Genomic DNA, 13,959 nt, shown 5'->3' on the forward strand with positions numbered 1-13,959 from the left:
ATTTATATGTTTTTAAAATGGTTCAATCGACTGATCTTATTGGTATACGCGCTGCTGATTGTCGTGCCACTGTACTTTGTATTTGTATCATCGTTCAAAACGAGCAGCAACTTCTTCATCAGTCCATTTAGCTGGCCGGACCCGTTTACGTGGGATAATCTCACGGGCATGTTCCGCAACCAGCCGATGTGGCAGTATTTCGGAAACAGTCTGGTCGTGACGCTGGGTACGGTTGCGATTGAGTTGTTGCTCAGCAGTATGATAGCCTATGCTATTGTTCGCTGGGGCGGCAGCGTGGGCAAAATTGTGTTTGCCCTGTTCGTTGCGGGACTGATCGTTCCTTCCCAGGTGAGCATGCTGCCAATCTATTCCCTGACGCGCACGCTTGGGTGGTCGGACAGTCTGACGGGACTCATTGTAGTATCAGCTGCGATGCTGATGCCGGTCTCCGTATTTATGCTGACGGGCTTCATGCGCATGTTGAATGCGGAAATACTGGAAGCGGGCAGCATGGATGGAGCAAGCGAGTGGAGGCTCTACACACGGATTGCGTTACCACTGGCTGCGCCATCTTTGGCAGCTACAGCTACGTTCCTGCTTGTGATGGTGTGGAATGATCTGCTCATCCCGATGCTGATGCTGAGCAGTAAGTCCAAGCTCACATTGCCTCTCGCTCTCATGCAGTTCCGCGGGGAATACGTGACCAACTATCCAATGATGCTCACGGGTGTGCTGGTAACAGCCATTCCGATGATCGTGCTGTTCATTCTGCTTCAACGTTATTTTGTAGCAGGTCTGACAGCGGGTTCACTCAAGGGGTAAGGTATGGGAAGAAGATCAGCGGATATGCGTATTTTACATTGATTTCTGGATCATTCTGCATAATAATGGTTTAGTGTCAGAATGACTACATAGAGATCAAGGGAGCTATAGGACATGAGCAAACTGGAAGTATTGCGGAATCCCAAGCAGCGCAAGCTGCTGTTCAGTGCCGGCATGAGCTGGCTGTTTGATGCAATGGAAGTCGGCATGATTTCCTTCATCGTGGCTGCACTTGCCAAGGAATGGAGCCTCAGTCCCGGACAAGTCGGGGTGCTTACAAGTATCAACTCGATTGGTATGGCGGTAGGTGCATTGCTTGCGGGGGCACTTGCGGACCGATTCGGCCGAAAGGCCATTTTGATGTGGACATTACTAATCTTTACGATTGCGAGTGGTCTGTCAGCCCTTGCCACCGGATTCGCCGTATTGTGTGTACTGCGTCTGATTGCCGGTATCGGCCTTGGCGGAGAGCTGCCCGTAGCATCTACATTGGTATCGGAGTCCATGCCTACGGCAGAACGCGGACGTGCAGTTGTACTGCTGGAGAGTTTCTGGGCAGGCGGCTGGATTGTATCGGCACTCATTGCCAATTTTGTCATCCCGGAATACGGCTGGAGAATTGCTTTTGCCATTGGTGCGGTTCCGGCGTTCTACGCGCTGTATCTGCGCCGTGCTATTCAGGACCCGCCTCGTTATAAGAACAACACCAAGATTAAGAAAATCACGTTCCGTGAAAAGGTAGCCACGGTCTGGTCGGCACCGCATCGCCGCACAACGTTGATGCTCTGGATCTTGTGGTTTACCGTCATTTTCTCCTATTATGGCATGTTCCTGTGGTTGCCGTCAGTTGTTATGGCTAAAGGTTTTACGCTTGTAAAGAGCTTCCAGTACGTGCTGATTATGACGATCGCACAGCTGCCAGGTTACTTCACAGCGGCGTACTTCATTGAGCGGTTTGGGCGCAAATTTGTACTTGTCGTTTATCTTACATTGACAGCAGTAAGTGCGATTGCTTTTGGACTGGCAACAACGGAAGCGACGATTCTGACCGCAGGCATCTGTCTTTCCTTCTTCAATCTGGGAGCATGGGGCGGTCTGTACGCGTATAGTCCGGAATTGTACCCCACTTCCGTTCGTTCAACAGGTGTGGGTCTTGCCACATCGGTAGGTCGGATTGGGGGCGTGCTTGCTCCATTAATGGTTGGTATGCTGGTTCAGCGTGAAGTCGCAATCAGCCTGATATTCACGATTTTCTTCGTGACCATCCTCATTGGCGCAGCCGCTGTGCTGTTCCTGGGCCGGGAAACGAAGGGTCTGGAACTGGCCGAATAAATGTCAATAAATACAACGCAACTTTTGTACGGGTCAACCTGCCTACGGAAATAATGGGCTGGACAAGCGGTAGAAGGTTGATACAAGAAGAGGCATGACCATGGCGTGACCATGGGCTCATGCCTCTTTTTGCTATGTTTGAAGTGGGTTTTCGCCTGCGCCATCGGTCCGATAGACGTCACTTTTTCTATATCCTATAATGACACTCGGGATGTCCAACCGTGAGAATACAGGGGGAAGAAGTGGGATCTGGATTCAGAAAAGTGGAGGTTAATGGAATGATGAAGAATAATTTTGAAATGGATCAGACGCGTGAAATGAATGAAGTGAATGCAGAGAATATGATGAATGAGAAGAATAGAATGAATGAAAAGTATATGATGAGTGGACACAATAGCGTGTGTGAACGGGTACGTGTGACTGATAATGTCGGGATGAATGTGATGTACAGTTATAGTGGCAACGATAAGATAAGTGAGATGAACGGGAGATATGATGTGATTGATCTTACTCCTGTTAAAGAGATGAGAGAAATGAAACAGATGAAGATAAAGAGCTATATCTACAGCCTTGATGAAGAAGTTAGTTTAAATCACGGGGATGAGAGGCTTGAATTGCATAATCTGTATGATCTGTATGATCTGCACACAAGCACTGACCACATGGAACCTATTACCGTCAGCCGGAAAGTCACCCATCGCAGGGGGAAAAAGGCTGGCAGAAGAGCAGGACGAGTCAGTGTGCTTCTCGGTGCCTTCGCGATGGCTCTCGGACTTACGATGGCAGCTCCGTCTGCCGGGGCGCAGAAGCTGGAGCAGGGCGTTCGCGGTGAACATGTGCTGCAATTGCAGGAGCAATTAAGCAAACTGGGGTATTTTAAGGCCGGATTAACGGGGTATTATGGTTCTATTACCAAAGGCGCTGTACGTAAGTTCCAGCAGGCGCAGGGGCTGAGTGCGGATGGGATTGCAGGTCCGGCAACACTGAACAGACTGAACAAGAAGGCTGCAGCTCAAGGTAACACGCTGCGTCAGTTGGCGAAGCTAATTCATGGGGAAGCGCGTGGGGAATCTTTTGAGGGACAAGTTGCTGTAGGCGCGGTCGTCTTGAATCGTGTGCATTCGAATGCATTCCCGTCATCAATCCCGAAAGTGATTTTTCAAAAAGGGCAGTTCACGGCCATAGATGATGGACAGTTTAATACAAAGCCAACCCAGACTTCCTACCAGGCAGCACGTAAAGCCTTGAATGGCACTGATCCGACACACGGAGCCCTCTATTATTACAATCCGAAGATTGCGACGTCGTTGTGGAGTAAGAGCAGACCGACATTGCTGACGATTGGGCAGCATGATTTTACAAGGTGAGTTAGGTTAAGAGATATCAGTAATAATTAAAATAATGGTGAACCCCGACTATGCACTGCTCAATGCAGATGTGCTGCCGGGGTTCTGTTGGTTCTGGAGGGGGAATGATAGGGATTTCTTCCTCACCTTTATGTCGCTTTCTAATTGACAATGATTATCGTTATCGAATATAGTCAAAGTGAATTATAAAGGGATTTCTTACTGAATATTAGGTTCAGTATGCGGTCAAACGGGGGAGAAAAATAGTGAACTGGGAAGAGTATATTCAAATGTGGGACAATTCATCGATTCAGCTGGTAGATATTCGTCAAATTGTAATAAGTAGCGGGGGGAAGCAGCAATATCATCTCCCAGTCAGTGGTTTTATATATATCGTGCAAGGACAAGGCTCCCTTTGGTTGGATGATGATATACATATATTTAAACGGTTTTATCTTCTGCATGCAGGAAAAGGAAGCAGGATCAGGTTTGAGGCTGGACAAGATGAGGTGACGTACTATTACATTTTATATAGAGGTAGTATGTCCCCCAAAGCTAGCAAAGAAATCCAGAAGAACTATCTCATGAACAACCCTTTTCAGCTACCGTATGCCTATCAGCCTCTTGCTCCGGTTAATCTATATCGTCATGTCGATTCGATGTATGAGGAATGGAACCGAAGACAGATTTTTGAACGTTTTCATGTGAAAATCTTTTTTTACCAGTTCGTATATACACTTGTCCAGCAACTTAAGCTTCAAGGAGTTACTTCAAAGGAAAAGGATATGGTAGAAGAGATCATCCAGTACATTCACGAACATTTTAATGAATCTATTTCTCTGGAGTCCTTGGCAGAACAATGGAATTACAGCATTCAATATCTATCGAAGCAATTCAAACTTCGTACGGGCAGAAGTCCTATCGAATATGTGATTCAGGCGCGGATGGCTAAAGCAAAAGAATTAATGATTCGGACAGATGCCACTGCACAGGAGATAGCTTCAAGTGTAGGTTATAGTGACGTTTTTTATTTCACACGTTTGTTCAAGAAGCAGGTCGGGATGACGCCAGGGCAATATAAAAAGAAAATGAAGGAAAGCGCAGGCGATTCAGATAGTCCATGGGAAGGGTTCGTATCCTCTATGGGCAAACATTCTTCTACTTGTTATGTTATTGATGATAATCATTATCAATACAAAACAGAAGGGGATAGACAGATGTATAAAGGAACAAGATCGAAGATGGTATTAACACTTATGTTATGTTTTACGTTAATGCTTGCAGCGTGCACGAATGGGAACTCCAGTCAAAATAATACCCAGGGATCAGCAGGTGGAAATTCAAAGCAGAGTGCAGAGTCTACTCAAAATATGCCTTCCAATGAGGCCAAAGAAGATACGAGCATGCGTAAAGTATCAACGGTCATGGGAGAAGTTAGTGTTCCGACACATCCCAAACGTGTTGTTGTTGACTGGGACTTAGGGCCAGTCTTAGCTGTAGGGGTAACGCCAGTTGGAGCGTCCAGTACACAAATGAACTTTGCAAAGTTTCTAAAACCTTATTTACCTGACACGGTTCAAGATATTGGTTTGGAGGGAAGTATCTCTTTAGAGAAGGTATTGGATTTGTCTCCAGATATCATTATTACTTGGAATACCGCAGCCTATGAAAGTTACTCCAAAATTGCACCAACCGTCGTGTTTGAGACAAGCAAGTACTCCACGATTCAGGAAGAAATTACGGCGATGGGCGATATTCTGGGTCGACAAGAAGAAGCTAAGAAGTGGAATGAAGATTTTGAAAAACGTACGGAAGCTGCCCGCAATAAAATCAGAAATGTAATTCCTGAAGATGCAACGATCTCCATTGTGGATTATATTACTGTAGACAAATTTTTGATGGTAATTGGCAATGCAGGCGAGCGTGGGGGCAGAGCTACATACGATATTTTGGGACTAAACCCGACGCCTAAAGTGAAAAGTGAAATTATCGACAAGAAAGAGGATCGTATTGAAGTGTCATGGGAGACTGTAAACGATTATGTAGGCGACTACGTCATTGTGCTTAAAGTTGAAGGTAAAGAGCCACCCAAGCTCCCGGTGACGTGGACATCCTTAGATGCTGTCAAAAATCATCATGTAATTGAGATTGAAATGGAAAAATATTTTGCGGCGGATTCATTCTCATCCCTTTTACAGGCAGAAGATATTGCCGACAAGATCACGAAAATGGCTGCCAGTGCTAAATGATTAAATGCTCCAATTGGATTTAGGCTTTCAATGGCAAACTTGAAACAACGCACACCGATTGAACATCAATGTCTATCGTAGCTTAACTATTTTAGTTAGAGGGTACCATCAAAGTCGCCTACATGGCGGCTTTTTTGGCAACATATTCAAATGTACAATAGTAGAGATTTAGAGATTCTATCCAAATGGATATGGGGGGAAGAAAAAAAGGAATAGAAGATACTATTTAATATGGACTATTAACATAATGATGCTCAAATAAGAATCCAAAGCGTAGGAATAAAGGAGGAGTAGCAAGCGCGCTGCTCTTTTTTATTCGCGTTTAGGAATTTATGGAATATGAGTAAAGCCTTATTTTATATCCTTTTTATTGAATTTAAGGATAATGTATAAACAAACATATGTTAAAAGTCGATAAATAGTAAATTAAAGCATCAGAATAAAAAAAAGTAAGTAGGTGAGAGGTCATGACACTCGCGACAATTAGTTACGAGCAACTCCAGATACAGCCTTTTGAGATTCGAATACATCAAGTTGCGATACATATGAAAGTTCATGAGCACGGGAAGTTAAGATTCACTGGGGTCATTCCAGAGGAAAAAGAAGAGCAATATGTACGTATGGCCGATGAGAGCACTCCCGTGGAATTGTTTTATACCGATGAACATGGACAAAAACAGCGGTTATTTCACGGTGTCATTCTGAAGCTCCAGGTCAGAGTGGAGAATCAGGTGTACTGGCTAGAGGCGGAAGCCGTCTCGCATACGCATGCCATGGATATTAAGCGCGAGACACGTTCCTTTCAGAATGCTGCCAGTTTGATTCCAGATGTCATGCAGAAGATTAGCGGGCTCTATCCAGACGGTCAGACATTCAATACGTTTATGGAAAAGAAAAAACTTGGAGCTTATACACTCCAATACCAGGAGACCGACTGGGAGTTTCTGCAGCGATTAGCATCCCATTATCATACGGTATTGATTCCTGTATCAACGGAAAAACGCATTCGTATCTATCTGGGTATACCCGAGCAACGGGATGCAGGCAAGCTGGAAGCAACGCATTACCGCATGTATAAGGACATGCTGGCCTTTCAACAAGAAGCGCAAGGTGCTAGTGGCCTTAGTGAACAGGATTATATCCGATATGAAGTTAAGGTACATGATCGAGTTTTGCAACTTGGGGATGAGGTACAGTTTAAAGGGCAAAGACTCAACGTCTTTGAAATTCGGACCGAAATGCAGCAGGGGCTACTTATCCACCATTATGTGCTCGGGCACATGAAATCTGCTTATCAGCGTAAGCGATACAACTCACGCCTTGTCGGTGCATCCATTTCAGGACAGATTATGGGCGTCGTGAGAGATGAGGTTAAAGTCCAGTTGGACTGTGATCAGGAATGGAGTCTGGCCACGGCCAATCTGTTCCCTTACTCCACCATGTATGCTTCGGATGATCAGACTGGGTGGTACTGTATGCCTGAGCAAGGGGATAGTATCCGTCTTTACTTTCCTAATGCAAGGGAGGCGGAAGGCATTGCACTGAGCTCTGTTCGCAAGAAAATACCGGAGGAGGCCATGTCATCACCTTCTTCGTCGCCTGCATCGGCCCAAACTACCCAAACTGGAGGTGGTGGAGGAGGGATCACCACTACGGTTGTTCAGCAGGAGCAATTGCAGCCCATTGTGCAATATGACAAGGATTTAAAAGAAGATCTGATGGCCAATCCCAACACCAAATTCCTACTTACACCGACTGGACAGAAGATTACCTTTGAAGAAGACAAAATCACCATTACTGGAGCCACAGGAGGAGCGACTCTGACGCTGACCAGTGCAGGAACCATTATCCTGAACTGTGAGAACAAGATTACCCTTCAGGCAAGTAAGCAGATTGAAATGGTATCCGAGTCCGTCGTCATGCTAGCTAACCAAATAGATCTGTCAACCAAGGATGGAAACGGCGGCCTAACCATCGACCAAGGCCAGGTTGTCATTAAAGGGATTGAGATCTTAATGAACCAATAAAGACAGTGAGGGGCTAGATCATGCATCAGATGGAGCTGTGGCAGCAGTTCTTGGAACAGGAAGTGCTGCCACTTCGGAATAGCAAGATACAGGAGTTGCACGCCTATTATGTTAGGCATCGGCAAGAGATAGTACAAGGAATTGTTCCTCTATTTGACGCCTTCTGTGAACGGGTAAGATTGCAACAAGAACAGGGTGAGCTACAGGCATGCAGTACGCTGCACGTATCGTTAATGCGGACCAGGCTGAATCAGGGAGATCCGGCTTATATGCTACACGCGAGTGATCGGTACCGTGAGGGGGAGATGCCCGCGAGCGGGTTTCTATACGATGCAAGCTGGATTTATCGTTATATGGAACAGTGGTTCGAGGAATGTGAGAGCAGTCGCAAGAGATATATGAACCGGATTGATCAGGTTGCCCTTCATGCATGGCAAACAGGACAGTTGTATCCTTTTCATGTCTATATGGTACATGCTGTCCGTTATGCAATGGATGACATTCGTAAACTAGATTCATTTCAGAACTTAAACAAGGACATAGAATTTGAAGTTCGTGTTGGTGAATTTCAGGATCATGAGGTGACTGAATCGGTACACCGAATGAATGGGATCCAGCGCAGCTCGATAACTTGTAAGGGTTGGCTGGAGAGCAAGCTGACCAGTGAATACATCTATGAACATATTGCGAGTGTAGATCTTACGCAGGGGGATTATGGGGAAATAGATTTCAATTACGCTCGGTTCGAAGAAGTGAGACTCAGCGGTAGCCACATGGAGGGGACGAGCCTACTGGGAACTCGGTTTATGCGGTGCCAGTGTGATCATGTCAACTTTGGAGAGACGCTTTTGTATGATGCGGACTTTCGAGGGTGTGATCTGAGCAAGGCAAGATTCGATGGTGCTTTGGGTGGCCGCGATACCTTCGTCGATACACATGGACTGTTCTACGGTATGAACGGTGTCCAGTTTCAGGGAGCCAATCTGAATCATGCAAGCTTTCGATATGCGAAAATTGCGGGTGACTTTACAGGTGCACAGCTGGAGCAGGTAGATTTCACCGGGGCTGATCTGGCAGGAAGCCAGATGCTTGTACAAGATCGATTTCGGGTGCAGTTGACTGCTGAACAGCGCGCTGCTATTGAATGGGTGGAGAAGGATTCATGAGTGAAACAAATTACTACGTGATCGAACATGACAGACAGCTTTCTTCCAACGGAGCCAGCCTTCAATGGCCAGAGCGAATGCTTCAAGGTTATGACTATGCTGCTGAAGAGGAAATCGTTTATGTGAAGAGTGGTCAGCCCTTTTCTTCTTCCAGTATCCTTGCGCAATATCCTTTGCTGCTGCTCAGTGATGAGTTATCCAAGTTCATCATGAAGCTTGCACCTGAGATTACTTCTAAAAGAGTTGTGGTGATGAACCTGGAACAGTATAACCAGTCATTCTATCACTTGATGGATCTGCCGAAGGCGACGTGTATCGCGCCTGATCAAGCCTTGATCCAGAGCGGGCAGGTTATGAGCATAATGGCTGATCTCAGCGGCCTTGAACAAGAACCTGCATTCCTCATTCCGTATTATCGGACTCAGCTGGTGATTGTTCGTCTTGAACTGGCAGAACGTCTACTGCGGGCAGGTATATATGGTTTGAACGTCAGACCGATTCAGATCACAGAAGGAGACATGTAAATGGGAGTTACAGATACAATCTTAACGAAGGATACGCTAAACAAGCTGCTTTCCTCCCCCTGGAGGAGTGAAGATACATATGTAACGGCAGGAGCCTATATGCATTGTACGTTTGGAACCCATGAGGAGGTACTGAACAAGCTGGAGCCCAATGGGGTGTACATAAACGGTAGCCCGATGCTAACGGTCGAGGATTGTGCCACGTCCACTTCTGAGCCAGGGACGATTCACGGTATACCTTATACAAAAATGGGACAGGAAATCGACGGAAACTTCTACTCCTTCGGGTATTGCCGGAGTGAGCTGCATCCGATGAAGTTAGCTGAACGTGTCGCAGGACCCAAATCGGATCCTTCCTACATTATTGACACCGATCCAACAGAACCAACATGTGGACAGGCTATCTACCCTTGTGCACCTGGAATTATGCCCACCGCCTCGGCTTCTGCTCAAAGCACATTGATGTCAAAACCTTCGTTAAGTGCACTGATCGAGGCATTGGCAGGGGCAAAGCCCCAGTGGACCAATGGAAGCCCCAATGTGTCCATTCAGGGAGTACCGGCCCTGACCAGTAAGTCCTGTCTGTTCTGTACGTGTGGAGGGCAGATACGCTTGTTAACCAATGGCATGGATCCGGCTCCTCCGGAGTTTGCTGTAAGGTGAGGTTGGCATAACGGAGGAGGATATCGAAATGGATGTTAACTATCAGGGAGATGGTTTTGAACTGCAATGGCCTTACAAGATCAAGGACCTACGCAGTTTTCGAATTGAGCGAGCGTTCAATGCACATACACGATGTGTTTTTACAGCCCGTATGAGCGAAGAGGAGGCCGAGCAATGCCTCCTTCACAGTTCCTTTAACGACAGCCTCGTTCTGCAGAAGCCAACGGATGCCAGACCGGAGGGGTGGTTCGCCGGAGGAATTACCAAAGTCGATATACAGATGGAAGACGGGATCCCCCTTTTAGAAGTGGAGGCTCTATCACGTACATATATTATGGATATGAAGCCGCGGAGTCGCTCGTATCAGAACAAGCATCTGACCTATACCGATGCGATTCGGCAGCTGGTTCGGAATTATGCCTCAGGGGATGCCCAGAATATGGCGACAAGTGACCAGGCTTCCATAGGTGCTTTGTTGGTTCAGTACGAAGAAACAGATTGGAAATTTCTGAAGCGACTGGCTTCTAGAGTGGGAACCGTCATTTTACCGGACGTCTCCATGGATGCACTTCGTGTCTACTTTGGTGTCCCGGACTTATCCTGGGGTAAAGAGCTACATGTCCGGCGTTACAAGGCCATGAAAGATCGAGCTGTTTATGAAGAGCTTCGAGCTAATGCTGAAGGCAAGGATGCCGAGCGGCTAGTGGAAGCCGATTTTGTTAGCTACCGAGTAACCAGTGATCAGTATTGCCAAGTCGGCGATGATGTGTCATTTAAGAAACAGATGTGGGTGGTTTCCGAGTCCGTGATCAGCTACTCAGCAGGTTTGTTACAGTATGAATACTTGCTGGTAAAACGCCAGAGTCTGCGCCGAAAATCCCGCCGTAATGATAAACTCCAAGGGATGTCTTTGGAAGGACGCGTGATCAAACGGGCCAACAATATGGTGAAGGTGCATTTAGATATCGACGATGCACATGATCAGCAGGGTAATTGGTGGTTTCCTTATTCGGGAGAGGGCAACAATATCTTTCACTGTCTGCCGGATGAGGGGGCTCGCATTAAGGTCTATTTCCCCAGTGGCACAGAGAAAAAGGCGATGGCTATTAATTCGGTTCGTGGCGGCGGCGAGGAAATGAAGAGCCGGACGGTGTTCCAGAAACCTTCCACAAAAGTATTCGAGATGCCTGGCGAGGCCAAAATGCAGCTGGGCGATGATGGGGTATTATTTGAGAAAGGGACCGTTAGCCTGCATCTGGATGGAGGAAATATCACGCTGAATGCCAGCGAGGATCTTCTCGTTGTAGCAGGAAATCAGATTGAAGCCGGCAGTGGGGGCGAAGAGGGCGTTCTCGAATCTCTTCGAATACGTGCTGAGCAGGAAATTGTACTCCAGACGAATACGGACCAGTATGTTATCCTGAACGGTAACCGGATGGGGATCCAGAGTGCCAAGGTTGACTTCGAGAAGATCGAAGTGGACTTTGTGGATCTTCTAACCGAAGAAGAGCTGGAAGAGTTGTATGTAGATAAGCTCGCTCAAGGAGAAATTGCGAAACAAGAGATCGATCTATCGCTCCAACTCAAGGCTGCAGTTCAGCTAACGGATGGTCAACGAGCGGATATTCGTAATCAAGTAGCCGAGACGGCTAAGAGTGATCCGGGAATGAAGGATCAAGCCAAGAACTGGCTGAGCACCATGTCTTCCGATGAACAAAAAACAATTTATCAACAAAAATATATCAATCAGCCCGCTGCAGAGCCGGAAAAGAAAAGCAAAGCAGAAAAACAGGTCGAACTGGCGAACTAGCAGAAGGTTTACAACCAGATGGACCAGGATCGAACGGCGATGTACGATTGGAGGCAGCAAGCCAAACAGGTGATGGAACAAGGGGGGCAAGCAGGCAAGTCATCAGAGGAAATCCATGCGATGATGCCAGCTCCTCCAGTGCTGAGCGGTCAAGGATCCTCCCGACCGGCTGGATCGAGTGGAAAGCCAGGGATGATCCAGCAGTTCGTGGAAGCTACCGGAATCGGGGGCGTATTGGAAAAAATCAGTCCTTGGCTGGAACAGATGGAACTTGCCTATAGCATACCGCAAAAGCCCGACTATTTGAGCAAGCAAACCCAAAAAACGGTATACTTATCCCGATATACATTCGAAGAGCTTATTATCGGCCCCCAAGTATTGATTGCAGAATTCAACATCATATTCGGGGTAGTTGCAATTATAGCGGCGATACCAACAGGTGGAGGATCTCTGTACATGCTGGCTGTAGCCGATGCTGCGCTGGGCGTCTCCATGATCGTGGTTAACGCGGAGAAGTTGAATGATCTGAAGAACGGAAACGCCAATACGAATCCAACGTTTCTTGGAATGGATCAGGATTTGCTGGATAAGTTGGGCATTACATTGATGGTTGTAAACCTGGCTATGCTAGCCAAGCATGGGTTAAATAAGGCAGCGGACAAGCTGGTGAACAGTAAGAACAGTTCGGCGCTCGGAGATACGTGGGCAGCCTGGAAGCAGCAGGTTCAACATGATCCGGCGGCAGCTAGCGGTAAGACTGGACCGAAGACTGCTAAATCCAAGCCTTCCAGAGGGACGTTGGGCGGTCCTGGTAAGAATCGGCCTTTCGATGAGTTTGATGACTCGCGTCTATATGATGAGGCTAGTAAGGGACGGACAAGCGCAATTAATAAGGTGGAATCCCTTCCTAAAACTGAAGGAACGGGTAAAGTTGTTACCAAACTTGAACCAAGAGGTAACCCGATCGATTATCCAATTGAAGTAAGACAAGACCAAATTGCTGTTCAAACATATAAAAAGTTAAGATTGACAGGTTTAGATGAACAGGAAATTCAGACATTCGCTAAAAATACAGGATTGAGTACCGAAGAAGCGAAGGCTTTAAAGGAACATATGATTCTAACAAAACATGAAAATCTTGTTAATCAGTATGAGGGAACGTATTATTCTGACTATTTTCATCCTGTTTGGGATGTTGCACATGGATGGGAGCGTGCTTTAAAGGGAGAGCTATCAGCAGATGAAAAAGCGTACTTTAGAAAATTGGCTGATCATGAATTAGCGGAATCGCAATTAATGCAACAAGGTGTACCTTATAGAAATGTAGGGGGAATTGAAAATCAAAAATTTACAGGCGATCCTCCGGGTGCTCATGAACTGGCACCACCTCAGCCTGATGACTATCCTTATTTTAGACCTGATATGCGTGATCCAAAATGAAAACAGATTTCAAACACACCTTAAAGAAAGAAGTGAGAACTTTGGAAAGGTTTGAAAAAGCAGTACAAAGAATTATAAATATTGATTGGAACGTCAGGAGGCAAGACCTTCCTTCACATGCATTACTTGTAACTGAATATATTAATAGGGGTAACATCTTTAGGGATGTTTATTGCCCTGATAATAAAATACGTAAACCCATATACAGTGCAGCTCAGATTATTGGTGTTAAAGAAGAAATACTGCTTCATATTCAAAAAAAAGTTGAGGAATTGGAATTATTGAAACAAGGTTGGACAGTAGAGTTCTTGTGCAAATATTTTTTAGAGTGGGAGTGGATAATTAGCGTTGGAGAAAAAATTGATGCACGTTTCGAAGCTCTATATGAACCTATAATATTGTTGTTTGAGAGAGGGGGGAGAGTTAGTTACCACCATAATGAGCTTGTTTGTGGAAAATATGGATGGCCTCAAAATGTTTATTCTATTCCAAGAACAGAATTTAGTGAATTAAACATGGAGAGACTAGATGAAATAGATAGAGTAGTATGATTTATATATTTTTGTTTCTATAGCTGAAT

11 protein-coding genes are annotated in these 13,959 nt (G+C 46.0%); all 11 read left to right on the forward strand.

The features are described 5' to 3' along the window. Positions 1 to 6: 6 nt before the first annotated feature. Positions 7 to 822 (forward strand): carbohydrate ABC transporter permease, encoded by an 816-nt coding sequence (locus AMS66_RS30450; RefSeq protein ID WP_053784331.1) that lies wholly within the window; start codon positions 7 to 9, stop codon positions 820 to 822. 114 nt (positions 823 to 936) lie between these two features. Continuing rightward, complete coding sequence (locus AMS66_RS30455; RefSeq protein ID WP_053784332.1) at positions 937 to 2,154, forward strand: MFS transporter; 1,218 nt, start codon at positions 937 to 939, stop codon at positions 2,152 to 2,154. A gap of 779 nt (positions 2,155 to 2,933) precedes the next feature. Continuing rightward, on the forward strand, positions 2,934 to 3,521 hold the full coding sequence (locus AMS66_RS34830) for a cell wall hydrolase (protein ID WP_053784516.1): 588 nt from the start codon (positions 2,934 to 2,936) through the stop codon (positions 3,519 to 3,521). 245 nt (positions 3,522 to 3,766) lie between these two features. Further along, entirely contained in the window at positions 3,767 to 5,749 is a 1,983-nt protein-coding gene (locus AMS66_RS30465) for an AraC family transcriptional regulator (RefSeq protein ID WP_053784333.1), read from the forward strand. A 467-nt stretch (positions 5,750 to 6,216) separates the two neighbouring features. Further along, a complete protein-coding gene (locus tag AMS66_RS30470) occupies positions 6,217 to 7,776 on the forward strand; it encodes a contractile injection system protein, VgrG/Pvc8 family (protein WP_053784334.1) in 1,560 nt (519 codons plus the stop codon). 20 nt (positions 7,777 to 7,796) lie between these two features. Beyond that, entirely contained in the window at positions 7,797 to 8,942 is a 1,146-nt protein-coding gene (locus AMS66_RS30475; protein ID WP_053784335.1) for a pentapeptide repeat-containing protein, read from the forward strand. Continuing rightward, positions 8,939 to 9,466: a hypothetical protein gene (locus tag AMS66_RS30480; RefSeq protein ID WP_053784336.1), complete on the forward strand. Its 528-nt coding sequence runs from the start codon at positions 8,939 to 8,941 to the stop codon at positions 9,464 to 9,466. The genes AMS66_RS30475 and AMS66_RS30480 overlap by 4 nt, the downstream gene beginning before the upstream one ends. Next, a complete protein-coding gene (locus AMS66_RS30485) occupies positions 9,467 to 10,129 on the forward strand; it encodes a PAAR-like protein (protein ID WP_053784337.1) in 663 nt (220 codons plus the stop codon). Positions 10,130 to 10,157: 28 nt separating this feature from the next. Next, positions 10,158 to 11,939 carry a hypothetical protein gene (locus tag AMS66_RS30490; RefSeq protein ID WP_053784338.1) on the forward strand — a complete coding sequence of 594 codons (1,782 nt, stop codon included), beginning with the start codon at positions 10,158 to 10,160 and terminating at the stop codon, positions 11,937 to 11,939. An 18-nt stretch (positions 11,940 to 11,957) separates the two neighbouring features. Next, positions 11,958 to 13,379, forward strand: coding sequence for a hypothetical protein (locus AMS66_RS30495; RefSeq protein WP_053784339.1), 1,422 nt, complete (start codon positions 11,958 to 11,960; stop codon positions 13,377 to 13,379). After that, on the forward strand, positions 13,376 to 13,930 hold the full coding sequence (locus AMS66_RS30500; RefSeq protein ID WP_053784340.1) for a hypothetical protein: 555 nt from the start codon (positions 13,376 to 13,378) through the stop codon (positions 13,928 to 13,930). Before AMS66_RS30495 ends, AMS66_RS30500 begins: the two co-directional genes overlap by 4 nt. Positions 13,931 to 13,959 lie beyond the last annotated feature (29 nt).

Origin of the sequence: Paenibacillus xylanivorans (assembly GCF_001280595.1) — a bacterium.
GTDB lineage: Bacteria > Bacillota > Bacilli > Paenibacillales > Paenibacillaceae > Paenibacillus > Paenibacillus xylanivorans.

Coding starts and splice junctions, on each gene's coding strand:
- AMS66_RS30500 (WP_053784340.1), top strand. CDS start 13,376: ATGAAAACAGATTTCAAACACACCTTAAAGAAAGAAGTGAGAACTTTG.
- AMS66_RS30480 (WP_053784336.1), top strand. CDS start 8,939: ATGAGTGAAACAAATTACTACGTGATCGAACATGACAGACAGCTTTCT.
- AMS66_RS30455 (WP_053784332.1), top strand. CDS start 937: ATGAGCAAACTGGAAGTATTGCGGAATCCCAAGCAGCGCAAGCTGCTG.
- AMS66_RS30450 (WP_053784331.1), top strand. CDS start 7: ATGTTTTTAAAATGGTTCAATCGACTGATCTTATTGGTATACGCGCTG.
- AMS66_RS30490 (WP_053784338.1), top strand. CDS start 10,158: ATGGATGTTAACTATCAGGGAGATGGTTTTGAACTGCAATGGCCTTAC.
- AMS66_RS30475 (WP_053784335.1), top strand. CDS start 7,797: ATGCATCAGATGGAGCTGTGGCAGCAGTTCTTGGAACAGGAAGTGCTG.
- AMS66_RS30470 (WP_053784334.1), top strand. CDS start 6,217: ATGACACTCGCGACAATTAGTTACGAGCAACTCCAGATACAGCCTTTT.
- AMS66_RS30495 (WP_053784339.1), top strand. CDS start 11,958: ATGGACCAGGATCGAACGGCGATGTACGATTGGAGGCAGCAAGCCAAA.
- AMS66_RS30485 (WP_053784337.1), top strand. CDS start 9,467: ATGGGAGTTACAGATACAATCTTAACGAAGGATACGCTAAACAAGCTG.
- AMS66_RS34830 (WP_053784516.1), top strand. CDS start 2,934: ATGGCAGCTCCGTCTGCCGGGGCGCAGAAGCTGGAGCAGGGCGTTCGC.